The organism is Sneathiella chinensis, assembly GCF_012720115.1.
Classification (GTDB): domain Bacteria; phylum Pseudomonadota; class Alphaproteobacteria; order Sneathiellales; family Sneathiellaceae; genus Sneathiella; species Sneathiella chinensis.
Genome location: NZ_VNWN01000004.1, coordinates 180,686 through 194,991, shown reverse-complemented (window position 1 = coordinate 194,991; position 14,306 = coordinate 180,686). Strand labels below are relative to the sequence as shown.

Annotated in this window: 18 protein-coding genes; 11 read left to right on the top strand and 7 right to left on the bottom strand. The window is 56.5% G+C overall.

From position 1 onward, the window contains the following. Positions 1-107: 107 nt before the first annotated feature. A complete protein-coding gene (locus FQB27_RS07530) occupies positions 108-992 on the bottom strand; it encodes a branched-chain amino acid aminotransferase (RefSeq protein WP_169560297.1) in 885 nt (294 codons plus the stop codon). A 104-nt stretch (positions 993-1,096) separates the two neighbouring features. Between FQB27_RS07530 and FQB27_RS07525 the strand changes: the two genes are divergently transcribed. The 3 genes from FQB27_RS07525 to FQB27_RS07515 are packed head-to-tail and all read left to right on the top strand — an operon-like array spanning position 1,097 to position 3,670. Next, on the top strand, positions 1,097-1,591 hold the full coding sequence (locus FQB27_RS07525) for a MarR family winged helix-turn-helix transcriptional regulator (RefSeq protein ID WP_169560296.1): 495 nt from the start codon (positions 1,097-1,099) through the stop codon (positions 1,589-1,591). Between the two features lie 20 nt (positions 1,592-1,611). Further along, the gene (locus FQB27_RS07520) at positions 1,612-2,295 is read left to right on the top strand and encodes a response regulator (protein ID WP_169560295.1); all 684 of its coding nucleotides are present in this window, start codon (positions 1,612-1,614) and stop codon (positions 2,293-2,295) included. Between the two features lie 34 nt (positions 2,296-2,329). Beyond that, positions 2,330-3,670, top strand: coding sequence for an ATP-binding protein (locus FQB27_RS07515; RefSeq protein WP_169560294.1), 1,341 nt, complete (start codon positions 2,330-2,332; stop codon positions 3,668-3,670). Positions 3,671-3,676: 6 nt separating this feature from the next. On the opposite strand, the gene FQB27_RS07510 is transcribed toward FQB27_RS07515, so the two are convergent. The 6 genes from FQB27_RS07510 to FQB27_RS07485 form a co-directional block, all read right to left on the bottom strand. Then, the gene (locus tag FQB27_RS07510) at positions 3,677-4,009 is read right to left on the bottom strand and encodes a hypothetical protein (RefSeq protein WP_169560293.1); all 333 of its coding nucleotides are present in this window, start codon (positions 4,007-4,009) and stop codon (positions 3,677-3,679) included. Between the two features lie 28 nt (positions 4,010-4,037). Then, on the bottom strand, positions 4,038-4,385 hold the full coding sequence (locus FQB27_RS07505; protein WP_169560292.1) for a tRNA-binding protein: 348 nt from the start codon (positions 4,383-4,385) through the stop codon (positions 4,038-4,040). Between the two features lie 65 nt (positions 4,386-4,450). Then, positions 4,451-4,906 (bottom strand): hypothetical protein, encoded by a 456-nt coding sequence (locus FQB27_RS07500; RefSeq protein ID WP_169560291.1) that lies wholly within the window; start codon positions 4,904-4,906, stop codon positions 4,451-4,453. Positions 4,907-4,965: 59 nt separating this feature from the next. Then, positions 4,966-5,775, bottom strand: a complete 810-nt coding sequence (gene proC, locus FQB27_RS07495) for a pyrroline-5-carboxylate reductase (protein ID WP_169560290.1) — start codon at positions 5,773-5,775, stop codon at positions 4,966-4,968. Between the two features lie 2 nt (positions 5,776-5,777). Next, positions 5,778-6,284, bottom strand: a complete 507-nt coding sequence (locus FQB27_RS07490) for a type III secretion system chaperone family protein (protein ID WP_169560289.1) — start codon at positions 6,282-6,284, stop codon at positions 5,778-5,780. Between the two features lie 235 nt (positions 6,285-6,519). Then, on the bottom strand, positions 6,520-6,864 hold the full coding sequence (locus FQB27_RS07485) for an accessory factor UbiK family protein (protein WP_169560288.1): 345 nt from the start codon (positions 6,862-6,864) through the stop codon (positions 6,520-6,522). 126 nt (positions 6,865-6,990) lie between these two features. Here FQB27_RS07485 and lgt point away from each other — a divergent pair, with 126 nt between their 5' ends. The 8 genes from lgt (at position 6,991) to ychF (ending at position 14,177) form a co-directional block, all read left to right on the top strand. Beyond that, a complete protein-coding gene (gene lgt / locus FQB27_RS07480; RefSeq protein WP_169560287.1) occupies positions 6,991-7,800 on the top strand; it encodes a prolipoprotein diacylglyceryl transferase in 810 nt (269 codons plus the stop codon). After that, entirely contained in the window at positions 7,797-8,876 is a 1,080-nt protein-coding gene (locus FQB27_RS07475) for a class I SAM-dependent methyltransferase (RefSeq protein WP_169560286.1), read from the top strand. Before lgt ends, FQB27_RS07475 begins: the two co-directional genes overlap by 4 nt. A gap of 1 nt (position 8,877) precedes the next feature. Further along, positions 8,878-9,642 (top strand): peptidoglycan editing factor PgeF, encoded by a 765-nt coding sequence (gene pgeF / locus FQB27_RS07470; RefSeq protein WP_169560285.1) that lies wholly within the window; start codon positions 8,878-8,880, stop codon positions 9,640-9,642. A 179-nt stretch (positions 9,643-9,821) separates the two neighbouring features. Beyond that, positions 9,822-10,637: a hypothetical protein gene (locus FQB27_RS07465; protein ID WP_169560284.1), complete on the top strand. Its 816-nt coding sequence runs from the start codon at positions 9,822-9,824 to the stop codon at positions 10,635-10,637. 158 nt (positions 10,638-10,795) lie between these two features. Then, positions 10,796-11,731, top strand: a complete 936-nt coding sequence (locus FQB27_RS07460; RefSeq protein ID WP_169560283.1) for a ribose-phosphate pyrophosphokinase — start codon at positions 10,796-10,798, stop codon at positions 11,729-11,731. 97 nt (positions 11,732-11,828) lie between these two features. Next, positions 11,829-12,452: a 50S ribosomal protein L25/general stress protein Ctc gene (locus FQB27_RS07455; protein WP_169560282.1), complete on the top strand. Its 624-nt coding sequence runs from the start codon at positions 11,829-11,831 to the stop codon at positions 12,450-12,452. Positions 12,453-12,466: 14 nt separating this feature from the next. Then, a complete protein-coding gene (gene pth / locus FQB27_RS07450) occupies positions 12,467-13,090 on the top strand; it encodes an aminoacyl-tRNA hydrolase (RefSeq protein WP_169560281.1) in 624 nt (207 codons plus the stop codon). Then, on the top strand, positions 13,080-14,177 hold the full coding sequence (gene ychF, locus FQB27_RS07445) for a redox-regulated ATPase YchF (RefSeq protein ID WP_169560280.1): 1,098 nt from the start codon (positions 13,080-13,082) through the stop codon (positions 14,175-14,177). The genes pth and ychF overlap by 11 nt, the downstream gene beginning before the upstream one ends. The last annotated feature ends 129 nt before the right edge of the window (positions 14,178-14,306 follow it).

The following is a 14,306-nucleotide window of genomic DNA, read 5'->3' as shown; positions in this document are numbered from 1 at the left end:
GCGCCATTATGAGGCTTTATAAAGGAAAAAGGCCAAAAATGAAAATGCCGCCCTGCTTTTGGCAGGACGGCATATCATCACTGTTTCAGGCTTTTGAGCGCGTTGGTTTACGCAGCAGCCCGCCGACGAACACAGTTCTCGTAATCCGTGATCAACTGTTCACAGATCGGACCCGGCGTGAAGGTGTATTTGTCGATGGACCCCACCGGCGTTACCTCTGCGGCGGTACCGGTCAGGAAGCATTCCTCGAAATCGGCCATTTCCTCCGGCATGATGGCCTTCTCGACCACCTCGATACCACGGGCGCGGGCAAGGTCGATAACGGTCCGGCGGGTAATCCCGTCAAGGAAGCAATCCGGAGTCGGAGTATAAAGGACACCGCCCTTGGTGAAGAAGATATTGGCGCCGGTTGCCTCAGCCACCCGTCCGCGATAGTCCAGCATGACCGCATCGTCATACCCTTCTGACTCGGCCTTGTGCTTGCTGAGCGTACAGATCATGTACAGCCCTGCCGCCTTGGACTGGGTCGGGATGGTTTCCGGGGACGGACGCTTCCAGTCGGACAGTTTCAGGCGAATGCCCTTCATTTTTGTTTCCGCGTCGAAATAGCTCGGCCAGACCCAAGCGGCAACGGCGAAGTTGATCTTGCTCTGCTGGGCGGAAACACCCATCATCTCGGACCCGCGCCAGGCGATCGGACGGATATATCCATCAACGATTTTGTTGGCAGCCACAGTCTCAAGACAGGCCTTGTTGATCTCCTCAACGGTCAGACCAATATCAAACCCAAGGATTTCTGCGGACTTGATCAAACGCTCACTATGCTCGGTGAGTTTGAAAATTTCTCCGTCATAGACCCGTTCCCCTTCGAACACACTACTGGCATAATGCAATCCGTGGGTGAGAACATGCACGTTGGCGTCACGCCACGGAACAAGTTCACCATTAAACCAAATATAGCCATCACGATCGGCAAAGGAGGCGGTATCCATTTTTCAACACCTTGAGTTATAATGTGTTCATATTTTCACGCATAGGGTACGTTTCTTTCGAATCGAACTTGATATTGGTAACATTATGAGAAATTTAAGTCAACATGGCTGACGTAAAATCTGGTGCCAGTCCCCTCTTCCTGCGAGAGGAGGAACTGCGACAATGTATAGAACTGCTGTTTTTTGCTTATCGGGATTTCACCGCAGGGCCGGACAAAATTCTGAAAGAATATAATTTCGGGCGCGCCCATCACCGGGTCATTCACTTTGTCTGGCGCAATCAGGGCATATCCGTTTCCGAACTTCTGGATATCCTGCGCATTACCAAGCAAAGCCTGAGCCGGGTTTTGAACGCCCTTGTTGAACGCGGCTTCATCGAGCAGCGGCCGGGTGTGACAGATCGCCGCCAGCGCCTTCTTTACCTGACCGAGAAGGGGCAGGCGCTTGAGCACAAGCTGAGCGAGGAGCAGCGCAATCTGGTTGCCAAAGCCTTTCGCGAAGCAGGCGGCGAGGCCGTCGCGGGGTACCGGCAGGTGCTGTCCGGGCTGATCAATGAAGAAGACCGGGAAACCGTCCTGAAACGCATTCTTGGAAACTAGTATCCGGCAGCGAGAACCCCATGCAAGACAATGCTCCCCATATTCTGGTGGTTGACGACGATGCCAGACTGGCCTCGCTTCTGAAGAAGTATCTGTCAGACAACGGATATCGTGTGTCCGCCGCATCCAACGCAGAGGACGCGTGGCGGAAGCTGTCCGGCCTGACCTTCGACCTGATCGTGCTGGACCGTATGATGCCGGGGAAGGACGGGTTGTCGCTGGCCCGTGATATCCGCACAACGGCGCGGGCCAACAATGGCGTGGCCATCCTGATGCTGACCGCAATGGCGGAAGCCGGGGACCGCATTGACGGGTTGGAAGCCGGGGTGGACGATTATCTGACCAAACCGTTCGAGCCGAGGGAATTGCTGTTGCGGATCGAGGCCATCCTGAGACGCGCCCGTCAGGAAACCGTTTCGGAAATCGGTTTTGGCCCCTTCACCTTTGATCTGACACGGGGGGAGCTACTCAGGGATGGTACCATCATCAACCTGACCTCCAGCGAACAGGGCTTGTTAAAGACCCTTGCCGCCAACCCGGGCGTTACCATCAGCCGGGACCAGTTATCCGTCTCCAGCGACACACAGGGGCGGGCCGTTGATGTCCAGATTACACGGCTGCGGCGCAAGATCGAGGAAGACCCCAAAAACCCACGATATTTACAAACCGTTCGCGGTGAGGGATACGTGTTATGGGCGGACTGACCCGCAACAGGACAGAGCGTAAGAGACAGACCCCATGAAGGTACGAGTTCTGAAATTCAATTTCCTGAAGAAGCTGATGCCGCGAACCCTGTTCGCCCGGTCCCTGCTGATTGTGGTGCTGCCCATCATCTTCCTGCAAATTCTGGTTACCTATATCTTTTACGAACGGCACTGGGATGATGTGGCACGGCGCCTTGCCCAAGGGGTGGCCGGTGAGGTTGCGGCGGTTATCTCGCTGACCGACCGCTTCCCCGGTGAAGAGGCCGAGGCCAGTATCCTCGGGATGGCCCGCACCCAGATGCGCCTTGCCATCAGCTTCGAGAAAGGGGAACGCCTGTCGATCCCCGCCGGCACACAGGAACATTACGGCTTTCTGGAACGGCATCTGGCCCGCGCCCTGCACGAAAGCCTGCCCGGCCGCGATTTCACCATCCGCAACAATGACCGTCTGGAAAGCATGGTGATCCGCGTTCAACTGCCAAACGACGTGCTGCAGGTCATTGTCCGGGACAAGCGGCTCTTCTCGACCACGACCTATATTTTTGTCATGTGGATGGTCGGGATCTCGCTGGCGCTTCTCGGGATTGCCCTCATTTTCCTCCGCAACCAGATGCGCCCGATCCGGCAACTGGCCTATGCGGCCGAGAAGTTCGGCAAGGGACAGGATGTGGAAGACTTCAAGCCAAGCGGCGCTCAGGAAATTCGCCTGGCGTCCAAGGCGTTCCACGACATGAAACACCGCATTCTGCGCCAGATTACGCAGCGCACGGAAATGCTGGCAGGCGTCAGCCACGATCTCCGCACCCCGTTGACCCGCATGAAGCTGCAGCTTGAAATGATGGGTCAGGACGAAGCGACCAAAAGCCTGCAAGGCGATGTGGAAGACATGCGCAATATGGTCGAGGGATATCTGTCCTTTGCCCGTGGTCAGGAGGCGGAAGCCGTCCAAACCGTAAACCTGTCAGACCTTATTCAGGAAGTGGTCGAGAATGGACGGCGACAGGGCATGGATATCACCCTGACCTGTGCATCCAACATTACTGCCAATGTGCGTCCCAACAGCTTCAAGCGGTGCCTGACGAACCTGACCGAAAATGCCCGCCGCTACGCCAATCATGTGTGGATCGATGCCAAGGACACCCGGAACCTTGCCTATATCACCGTGGATGATGACGGTCCCGGCATTCCGGCCTCCCAGCGGGGGAAGGTCTTCAAGCCGTTCTATCGCATGGATACGTCCCGCAACTCGGAAACCGGGGGCAGCGGCCTTGGCATGACCATCGCCCGGGATGTGGTGCACGGACATGGCGGGCAAATCCGGCTGGGGGATTCCCCGCAAGGCGGCCTCAGGGTCGAACTGTTATTCCCCCACTGACCCCGGTCAGCCCTTGAAAGGGGCGAAAGCCGCCTCGATCGTGGTCTTCAATTTCAGGTCAGCAACAGGGGCAAGGGCGAACGCCTGATTGGCCGCCGCCAGAACAACCGGGATCGAGGCGATGGCCATGGGCGGATTTTGCACTGCCTTGGCAATGGTCAGCACCTTGATCATTTCTTCCTGATATTTGGCGGTCAGGGCGCCAATCTCCGCATCCCGCTGGCTGAACACCTGAAACGCCTGCTGCGAGGCGGCATAGGCCTCGCTCAGCTTTTTCTGCTGCTCCTCAAAAACCGCAGACAAATCCGGCGGGGGCGGCATCTCAGGCGTCTCTGTCACAGGACTACTCCTTGTCCGTTTTCAGCACTCAGTGAAGTCGGGCGCCAAGCGGGACCTCATGGTCTGGTTTGACCAGTGAAATCCGACCTTCCGCATCGGAAAATCCCAGTACCAGCACTTCCGACATAAAGGGCCCGATCTGGCGCGGCGGGAAATTGACAACGGCGGCTACACGGCGCCCGACAAGGTCTTCCAGCGTATAAAGATCGGTGATCTGTGCGGAACTCTTGCGGATGCCGATCTCCGGCCCGAAATCCATATACAGTTTGAAAGCAGGTTTTCTGGCCTCTGGAAAGGCTTCTGCCGATACCACCTGCCCCACACGAATATCCACTTTCAGAAAGTCCTCAAATCCGATTTCGTCTTCCTGCTTCATACCTCTATCCCTCTGCTTTTGAGACTATATTCCAATGGGGATAGTGACCGTTCCCGGACGCCAGATCAACCACCTGAAAATTTTATCGCCACCTCTTCAATCTTTGCGAGCGAGGCGGTGATGGATTGTCCGAGGGTTTCAAAATTCCTGGTTGTTGCCGCATTGAAGCCTGTTGCCGTCGCTCCGAAATTATCCATGGCGGCGGCAAATGCCGTCAATTGCGGGTCCAGTCCTGGCAGGGTGCCAGCGGGTTGCCCCGCCGCGGAACGACTGGATTGCAGGTCTGTTTCAAATCCTTTCAGGATGCTTTGCAAGGCTTCCCTCTGGGCGGCGACAATTTCCTGCAGCCCGGCAGACATGAACTGGTTCGCTTCCACCATCTTCTGCAGGTTGGCCGTCTGATCGATGGTGAAAGGGGTCATGTCGGGAACAAGCATTTTCCCGGCCATGGTGGGGCCACCAACGGCCGGGGCGGCACCGGTTGCCCCGGCTGCCGGCCCTGCTTCAGTTTCTTCTGTCATCCGGCTCCTCCTTAAAAGCATGAATATAGGAGGAGGAAAACAACTTTAAAGTGTAATTTTTATCCCAATTCCCGTGACCGCTCTGTTGCGGCGGCAACGGTTCGGGTCATCAGGTCGGTCAGGGCATTGCCGCCCATCAAGACCGCCAACCCGGCTGCGGTGGTTCCGTTGGGGCTTGTCACATTCTTTCTGAGGACATCCACCGGCTCGGCAGAGGAAATGGCCAGTTCCGCCGCTCCGGACACGGTCGTCTTCGCAAGGGTTCTGGCAAGATCTTCCGGCAGCCCCGCACTGACACCCGCTGCGATCATGGCCTCGATCATGTGGAACACATAAGCCGGGCCCGACCCGGACAGGCCGGTCACCGCATCCATCAACCCTTCTTCCTCAACCCAGGCAGTGGTTCCGATGGCATTCATCAGGATATCGCAGATTTTCCTGTGATGGTCCGTGACCTTGCTGTTGCCAACCGACACCAGCATCCCGCGGCGAATGGCGGCGGGGGTGTTGGGCATGGTTCGGATAATGGCCGCATCCTCGCCAAAGCTTTCCTCGAATACGGAAATCCGGGTTCCCGCCGCGATGGAAATAACAAGGGCGCCCTTATCAATCAGCGCCTGATAGGCGGGGATCACGTCTGTCATCACCTGTGGCTTGACGGCAAAGACAATCACATCGGATTGATACCCCTCTTCGATCAACAGCGGAGAGGTCAGTGTCCTGCACCCGGACTTCCCGGCAATTTCCAGATTATCGACGGACGGATCCACAACCAGAATGTCGTTTGGTTTGACATTCTGTTCAATCCAGCCCCCCAGCATGGCACGGCCCATATTGCCGCACCCGACCAATGTAATAGATACTGTCATCTTCAGGCTTCACCCATTGTTTCAAGCATTGCGGCCTCAATGGCCTGCTCGGGAGTGTGCCCTCCCCAGAGACAAAACTGCAAGGCCGGATAGAATTTTTCCAGTTCGCTCATGCCGATTTCCACAAGATTGGCAATCTGCCCGTCGGTGACCTCGCAGTTCTCGTTCAACAGAAGCGCATGCCGGAACAGGATCAACCCCTCTTCCCGCCATGTATCGAAATGGCCCACGAACAGCCGCTCGTTCACCCGCGCCAGCAATTCATAGACCTGGCCGTATTTCCGGTCAGGCACCTTCACGTCATAGGCACAGGAAAAATGTATGGCCCGAATATCGGCCCGCCACGAAAACCAAAGATGATACTGGCACCAGCTTCCTTCCACACCAACCGTCAACTCGTTGCTGCCCTGGCGCTCAAACGACCAGTCATTGGCCGAAATAATGGTTTCGACCAGATCAAGTGGATTGCTGTCCTCGAATTCTTCATGAGAGAGATACAGAGAGGTCATGGCGTAACTCCTTTCAGAAAAGCCCTTCCGGTAGTCGCCATGCATATTGGCTCATACCGCAACCGGTCAGGAATGCTACAAAGGCCATATGTTGTGGATTGTCGCAAGACAAACCATAGATTTAGCGTAATCCGCCTTAAAGCCGGACGCAACCATGATCTCAATCTGTCATAAAATTTTCTGTGGATAACCGGACCCGCCCTCGCGGGCGGGTCAGCGGGACATCAGCAGGAAATCAGTCGTCTGCCTTGTCGGCCTTCCCGGTGCTTTTCGGGGCAGGGCGTGCCGCTGTTTTCCCGGAGGCTTTCTTCGCCGGAGCCGGGGACGCGGATGCCGCCGCCAGACGGGCTTCCAGTTCCGCAATCTGTTCTGCCTGAGCGTCCACCTTGTCGACCAGCTTTACGACCATTTCCTTGACGGCATCGAACTCTTCGCGGGGGACAAGGTTCATCTCCCCAACCATGCGCTCCATCCGCTGGTGAAGGATATTTTCCCATTCGGCCTTGATGCCGTGTGCTGTACCAACCGCCCCTGACGCCAGTCTGGCCAGGTCATCGAACATCCGTGAAGTTGTTTGCATGGTGTCTCCTTTCGATCCGTGGCGGCAATATGACCTCTCACATGACAGAAGGCAAACCCAAAGAATAGCCCTTGCCGGGCAAAGACAGGGTTGCACTCCCTTTCCAACCCTTTATATATCTCAGACATGACATTTTCTACACAGTTTCTCGCCCTGGCCTTCCCCGAAATCGACCCGGTTCTGCTTCAGATCGGGCCGTTTGCCATTCGGTGGTACGCCCTGGCCTATATTGCCGGCCTCGTCATCGGGTGGCGGCTGATGATGCGCTTTGCGGCGGCCCCCGGATCCGCCGTTTCGGTCAAAGATGTGGATGACTTCCTTGTATGGGCCACCCTTGGCGTTGTTCTGGGCGGACGACTGGGATATGTGCTGTTTTACAAACCCGCCTTCTATTTCGCAAACCCGTCGGAAATCCTGATGGTCTGGCAGGGCGGCATGTCCTTCCACGGCGGATTTCTGGGGGTTGTGGTCGCGGCCTTCCTGTTCTGCAGAAAACGGGATATCCCGACGCTGGCCCTTGCGGACATGCTGTCACTGGTAGCGCCCGTCGGCCTATTTTTCGGGCGGATCGCCAACTTTATCAACGGGGAACTGTTCGGCCGGACAAGTGATGTGCCGTGGGCCATGGTATTCCCCAACGGCGGCCCCCTGCCCCGCCATCCCAGCCAGCTTTACGAAGCCTTGCTGGAAGGGGCCCTGTTGTTCGCCATCCTGCTTTGGGTGCGCCGAACCTCGCTCGCGGATAAGCCGGGCGTGCTGACCGGTCTGTTTCTGGTGGGATATGCGGCGGCGCGCGGCTTTGTCGAACTGTTCCGCCAACCGGACGCCCATCTTGGTTTCCTTGCCGGCGGCACGACCATGGGGCAGCTTCTGTCCCTGCCCATGATCGTCATCGGCCTGTATCTGATCCTCCGGCCGAAGAATGTAAAAGCATGAGCGCCCTTGCCGACATCCTGAAAGCACGCATTCAGTCTGACGGCCCCCTGTCCCTGTACACATTCATGCAGGAAAGCCTGTCCCATCCGGCGCATGGATATTATCAATCTGCAACCCCGTTCGGGCAGCAGGGCGATTTTATCACCGCCCCGGAAATCAGCCAGATGTTTGGGGAGTTGATCGGCCTCTGGTGTGTGGATTGCTGGGCCAAGCTGGGGGCTCCGTCCCGCTTTCACCTTGTGGAACTTGGCCCCGGCAACGGCACCCTGATGGCGGATGCCCTCAGAAGTGCGCGGATTGTCCCCGACTTTCTGAAGGCTGCCTCCGTCCATATGGTCGAGACCAGTGCCCGCCTGACCCGCATTCAGAAAGACCGGGTAAAGCACCCGACCCTGAACTGGCACACCGAACTGCCCGACCTTGGGGATGCACCGGTTCTCTATATTGCCAATGAATTCTTCGATGCCCTGCCGATCCGCCAATATGAAATCCTTGGCGGCGAATGGCATGAACGTCTGGTCACAACGGACGGCGACGGGTTTGCCTATTGTCTTGGGGCGGCCATCCCATCCCCGGATGAACACGGTCTTCCCGACCCCGCGACCCTGACGGATGGGACTGTTTTTGAAATCAACCCGGAAGCAGCGCAAATTGTCACCCGAATGGGACAGACCATCACCGCGAACCGGGGGGCTGCTCTGGTCCTTGACTATGGCCCGTTGCAGGATCGTTTTGGCGACAGTTTCCAAGCCCTGAAAGACCACCGTTTCACGGACCCGCTTGCCGCCCCCGGCACGGCGGACCTGACAGCCCATGTTCATTTTCAGGATCTGGCCCAAGCAGCGCAGAAAGCAGGCTGCATTGCGGCGCCGATTACCACACAGGGACGGTTTCTGGAACGTCTGGGCATCGAGGCCCGCGTCCTCACCCTGCTCCGGAATGCCACCACGGAGCAAGCCGACAAATTGCGGTCAGATCACCGCCGGCTGGTCAGCGCCGAGGAAATGGGAACCCTGTTCAAGGCTCTGACATTCCATGCCGGAATGACCGCCCCACCCGCCGGTTTCGAGGAATAAGATGATCACACATGCCGCACTTGAGCAAGACGGACTGACCCATGGTTTCTTCACCCGCGAAGGCGGCGTGTCCGAGGGTATCTATCGCGGCCTGAACTGCGGCCTTGGTTCTGACGACCTTCCTGACCGGGTTCTTGAAAACCGCAATATTGCCATGCAGCGCCTTGGCCTTTCGGGAAAAAATCTGGTCGGAGTCCATCAGGTGCATAGTGCCGATGTGGTCACCCTGTCCCGCGGCAAGGAACAGACAGGCCCGGAAAAGGCCGACGCCCTTGTGACCGATCGGCCCGGCATCGCCCTTGGCATCCTGACAGCCGATTGTGTTCCGGTGCTGTTTGCCGATCCCACCGCCCGCGTGATTGGCGCGGCCCATTCCGGCTGGAAAGGGGCGTGCGGCAACATTTCCGCCAATGTGGTCGAGGCCATGGTCAGCCTCGGGGCCAAACGGGAAAATATTCGCGCCATTGTCGGCCCCGCCATCCAGCAGCCATCCTATGAGGTTGGCCCCGAATTCCCGGATCACTTCAAGGCCCTCGACTTCCCTGTCGGCCCCTTTTTCACCCGATCGGCAGCACCGGGTCATTACCTGTTCGACCTGACCGGTCTGGTTCTGGCCCAACTGCAACGTCTGGAAATTGGGTATGCGGACCGGATTTGCCGCGATACCTTTACCGATGAAGAGGATTTTTTCAGCTATCGGAGGACCACCAAGCGGTGTGAGCCAGATTACGGTCGTCAACTTTCCGCAATCGCCTTGGTGGAATAGGCACATATTCACATTGATTTTAATCCCCGATTTCGCTTAGGGTCTACCCGGCTCCCCTGACGTTGACCATAGAGGACCAACCATGCCGCATTTGGTGATTTTTCTTTTCTTGTGCCTGTTGGGATTACTAGCGACCTGTGCCCTGTAGATTGAAACATTACGGACTTCTTGCGTCGGCAATGGCGATGGCTTTTCTGGCCGCCTGCCAGCCCCTTGAACGCCCCTTCCAGCCCGAGGCCAAGGCCACATGGAGCGCGGCACCCGGCCCCCGCGCCTCTCTCTATATCGCCCCGACAGAAAATGGCCCCGAAGACCTGCCCACCGATCTTGCGGATCAGCTTCAGGAACTTGGTATTGCCGCCTTTACCGGCGAGGCTGTAGAGAACCGCTATTCTGTTATCAGCCGCGTTTTTCTTGAAAAGAATGCGGCCTTTGTCGAATGGGAAATCCTGGACCCGCAAGGACGCCCGTCCGGCCTGATCACCAGCCAGAAGATCGGGGACATCCTTCCCGGCCCCCTATTCGAGGAACCGGATCATCGGGATGTGATCCTGAAATCCGCCAGTGAAATCGATATCATGCTAGGGGGATCCGGCATCAATTTCGACCAGATGCAAACCCCGGCCCTGTTCATTCCGGTTCTGCCCGCCGCCCCCGGCGATGCGTCAGAATCCCTGTCTGCTGCCATGCAGGATGAAATTGCGGCCTACGGCATTGATGTAAAACCGGACATCTGGACGGCCAATTATGTCGTCAAGGGTCAGGTTGACCTGACAAAACCCATGGGCGGCACGCAGGTGGTGACAATCCGCTGGCAACTGGAACGCCGAAATGGCGAATTCATTGGCAAGGTTGAACAAAGGAACAGAATCAGGGCCGGAACCCTGAACGGTCCGTGGGGTGAAGTGGCCATTGCCGTTGCCAAAGGTGGCGCGCGGGGGGTCCTGAAACTACTCAGGGAAGCTGAACCGGAGTTTTTTCGAAAAAAAAGCTGAAATAAACATAAATCAGGGCAAAAACAGGCGTATAAAAAGTTTACAGAACTGTTACCCCTTGGTAAGTTCCGCCCGCTGCCGAGCCCGCATTTTGCAATGCCCGGTACGCTTTGTTGTTTGATTGAACAGAGCCCTTTATTGGCCTAAGGACCGTTCATATGAAAGTGCTTGCGGGAAACAGTAATCGCCCCTTGGCTGAAGCTGTTGCAAAATATCTCGATCTTCCCTTAACGGACGCAGCCGTCCGTCGTTTCTCGGACATGGAAATTTTCGTGGAAATTCACGAAAATGTTCGCGGTGAGGACCTCTTCCTTATCCAGCCGACATCGTATCCGGCAAACGACCACCTGATGGAACTGCTGGTCTGCATTGACGCACTGAAACGTGCCTCTGCAAAACGAATCACTGCTGTCCTGCCCTATTTCGGCTATGCCCGGCAGGATCGGAAACCGGGACCCAGAACCCCGATCTCCGCCAAACTGGTCGCCAACCTGATCACCACAGCCGGCGCCGACCGTGTTCTGACCATGGACCTGCATGCAGGCCAGATCCAGGGCTTCTTCGATATTCCGACCGACAATCTGTTTTCCGCGCCCGTCATCGTTCCCGATGTTGAGGAACATTATGGCCGTGGCGGCGATATCACGATTGTTTCCCCTGATGTGGGCGGTGTGGTTCGGGCCCGTGCCTTCGCCAAAAGGCTTGACGCAAATCTCGCGATCGTTGATAAGCGCCGTGAAAAGGCCGGTGTTTCCGAAGTGATGAATATCATCGGGGACGTGCAAGGCCAGACCTGTATTCTGGTAGACGACATTGTCGACAGCGCCGGAACCCTTTGCAATGCTGCCAATGCCCTGATGGAAAAAGGGGCCAAGCGCGTTGTGGGTTACGTGACGCACGGTGTGCTGTCCGGCGGTGCCATCGCCCGTATTGACGGCTCTGCCCTTGATGAAATGGTCACAACAGACAGTATTCTGGCAACGGAAGCCTTCAAGGTCTCCGACAAGATGCGCCAGATTTCAGTTGCCCCCCTGCTGGGTGAGGCAATGAAACGTATTTCAATGGAAACATCTGTTTCCAGCCTGTTCGACTAAAAGCGAACAGGATTTCCCGGCGTGGGCACCCCTGGAGGCACACGTCAACCAGACACCGGGAGTTCTCCCGGTGTTGCTCGTTAATAGGAGAAAAGTAATGAGCGAAAATGTAACTTTGATCGCTGAAAAGCGCGACCGGGTTGGAAAGGGGACCTCCCGTGCACTTCGTCGTGAAGGCCGGACCCCTGCTGTTATTTATGGTGACAAGAAAGACCCTGTTTCCATCTCTCTGGAAACCAAGGAACTTGTCAAAGTCCTGAATACCGGCTCTTTCCTGTCCACCATCTACACTGTTCAGGTTGGCAAGGACAAACACAACGTTCTTCCGCGTGACCTGCAGCTGCACCCGGTTAAGGACACTCCGGTTCACGTCGACTTCCTGCGTGTTTCCGCGAAATCCCAGATTGCCGTCATGGTTCCGGTTACCTTCCTGAACGAAGACGCCTGTAAGGGTCTGGTTCGCGGCGGCGTCCTGAACGTTGTTCGTCACGAAGTTGAACTGATGGTTCCGGCTGGAAACATCCCGGAAACAATCGAAATCGACCTGTCTGCCTTCGATATCGGCGATTCCGTACACATCTCCAACTTCACCCTGCCGAAGGGCACCGAGCCGACAATCACCGATCGTGACTTCACCGTTGCTACGATTGCTGCACCAAGCGGTGGTGCGGGCGACGCAGCCGACGAAGGTGAAGGCGAAGAAGAAGCCGGCGAAGAATAAGATTGGAATGATCAATGATTCTGCTGGTTGGCCTCGGCAACCCCGGCAAGGGATATGCTGATAATCGGCATAATTATGGATTTCTGGCGGTGGATGAGATCATCCGCCGCCATTCCTTTGGGCCCGAGAAGATCCGCTTTCAAGGTCTTGTCGCAGAAGGGCGCATTGGAAATGAAAAGGTTCTGGCCCTGAAGCCAACAACCTATATGAACGAGTCCGGCCGCTCCGTTGGTGAGGCCGCCCGTTTCTACAAAATACCCCCCGAAGATATTATTGTCCTGCATGACGAACTTGACCTGCCCATGGGGAAAGTCCGGGTTAAAACCGGCGGTGGTCACGGGGGCAATAACGGCATCCGTTCCATTGATGCCCATATGGGGAAAAACTTCCAGCGTGTTCGTCTTGGCATTGGCCATCCGGGGGACAAGGCCCTTGTATCCGGCTATGTGCTCAAGGATTTCTCGAAAGAGGAACGCAAGATCGCCGATACCATTATCGACAGTGTCGCCCGGAATATCGAGCTTATGATCCGCGGGGATGACGCTGGTTTTATGAACAAGATTGCATTGGACACGGCACCGCCGAAAAAGAAAAGCGGGGCCCAACCAAAAGGTAAGGAGACTGGCAATGGGCTTTAAATGTGGGATCGTTGGGTTGCCCAATGTCGGCAAATCCACCCTCTTCAATGCTCTGACCGAAACGGCGCAGGCCGCTGCGGAAAACTACCCGTTCTGTACTATCGAGCCAAACACCGGTCAGGTTCCGGTCCCGGACGAGCGTATGGAAAAACTGGCGGCCATCGCCGGTTCCAAGGAAATTATCCCGACCCAGCTTGAATTTGTCGACATCGCCGGACTGGTTCGCGGTGCCGCCAGCGGGGAAGGTCTTGGCAACAAGTTCCTGTCCCATATCCGCGAAGTGGACGCCATTATCCAGGTCATTCGCTGCTTTGAAAATGACGACATCACCCATGTGGATGGCAAGGTCGATCCCCTTTCAGATGCCGAAACCATTGAAACGGAACTGATGCTGGCCGATCTGGAAAGTCTGGAACGGCGCGCGGAAAACCTAGCCAAGAAAATCAAGGGCGGCGACAAGGAAGCCATCCAGACACAGGCCCTGATCGACAAGGCACTGGTGGTTCTGCGCGACGGCAAACCGGCCCGCATGGTTGAACTGCAGGACGATGAAAAGCGGGCCTTCCGCAACCTTCAACTGCTGACCTCCAAGCCGATCCTTTATGTCTGCAACGTGGACGAGGACAGCGCTGCCAGCGGCAACGAACTGTCTGCCCGCGTGGAAGAAAAAGCCAAGGCCGAAAGCGCGGAATCCGTTGTTATTTCCGCCGCCATCGAGGCAGAGGTCGCCCAGCTTGATAACGAGGAACGCGCCGAGTTCCTGTCCGATCTGGGATTGAATGAAACCGGTCTTGGCCGGATCATCAAGGCCGGATACAAACTTCTGGACCTGATTACCTATTTCACGGTGGGCCCCAAGGAATGCCGGGCATGGACCATTACCGCCGGGACGAAGGCCCCGCAGGCCGCCGGTGTGATCCATACCGACTTTGAAAAAGGCTTTATCCGCGCTGAATCCATCGCCTATGACGCCTATGTCACCCATAACGGTGAAGCGGGTGCCAAGGACGCCGGCCAGATGCGTCTGGAAGGCAAGGAATATGTGGTTCAGGACGGGGATGTCCTGCATTTCCGTTTCGCGAACTAAACCAGCTTTTCTGTATTGGAGGTTCCGGCCTCCAATACAGTGCATCTCCCTTTTTCAAGAATTTTCCGGACGGTCTGACGCATCGCTCCCCTCCGGACAAATGGCCCGATTGGCCCACCCTCACTTTCC

Coding starts and splice junctions, on each gene's coding strand:
- FQB27_RS07530 (WP_169560297.1), bottom strand. CDS start 992: ATGGATACCGCCTCCTTTGCCGATCGTGATGGCTATATTTGGTTTAAT.
- FQB27_RS07525 (WP_169560296.1), top strand. CDS start 1,097: ATGGCTGACGTAAAATCTGGTGCCAGTCCCCTCTTCCTGCGAGAGGAG.
- FQB27_RS07520 (WP_169560295.1), top strand. CDS start 1,612: ATGCAAGACAATGCTCCCCATATTCTGGTGGTTGACGACGATGCCAGA.
- FQB27_RS07515 (WP_169560294.1), top strand. CDS start 2,330: ATGAAGGTACGAGTTCTGAAATTCAATTTCCTGAAGAAGCTGATGCCG.
- FQB27_RS07505 (WP_169560292.1), bottom strand. CDS start 4,385: ATGAAGCAGGAAGACGAAATCGGATTTGAGGACTTTCTGAAAGTGGAT.
- FQB27_RS07500 (WP_169560291.1), bottom strand. CDS start 4,906: ATGACAGAAGAAACTGAAGCAGGGCCGGCAGCCGGGGCAACCGGTGCC.
- proC (WP_169560290.1), bottom strand. CDS start 5,775: ATGACAGTATCTATTACATTGGTCGGGTGCGGCAATATGGGCCGTGCC.
- FQB27_RS07490 (WP_169560289.1), bottom strand. CDS start 6,284: ATGACCTCTCTGTATCTCTCTCATGAAGAATTCGAGGACAGCAATCCA.
- FQB27_RS07485 (WP_169560288.1), bottom strand. CDS start 6,864: ATGCAAACAACTTCACGGATGTTCGATGACCTGGCCAGACTGGCGTCA.
- lgt (WP_169560287.1), top strand. CDS start 6,991: ATGACATTTTCTACACAGTTTCTCGCCCTGGCCTTCCCCGAAATCGAC.
- FQB27_RS07475 (WP_169560286.1), top strand. CDS start 7,797: ATGAGCGCCCTTGCCGACATCCTGAAAGCACGCATTCAGTCTGACGGC.
- pgeF (WP_169560285.1), top strand. CDS start 8,878: ATGATCACACATGCCGCACTTGAGCAAGACGGACTGACCCATGGTTTC.
- FQB27_RS07465 (WP_169560284.1), top strand. CDS start 9,822: ATGGCGATGGCTTTTCTGGCCGCCTGCCAGCCCCTTGAACGCCCCTTC.
- FQB27_RS07460 (WP_169560283.1), top strand. CDS start 10,796: ATGAAAGTGCTTGCGGGAAACAGTAATCGCCCCTTGGCTGAAGCTGTT.
- FQB27_RS07455 (WP_169560282.1), top strand. CDS start 11,829: ATGAGCGAAAATGTAACTTTGATCGCTGAAAAGCGCGACCGGGTTGGA.
- pth (WP_169560281.1), top strand. CDS start 12,467: ATGATTCTGCTGGTTGGCCTCGGCAACCCCGGCAAGGGATATGCTGAT.
- ychF (WP_169560280.1), top strand. CDS start 13,080: ATGGGCTTTAAATGTGGGATCGTTGGGTTGCCCAATGTCGGCAAATCC.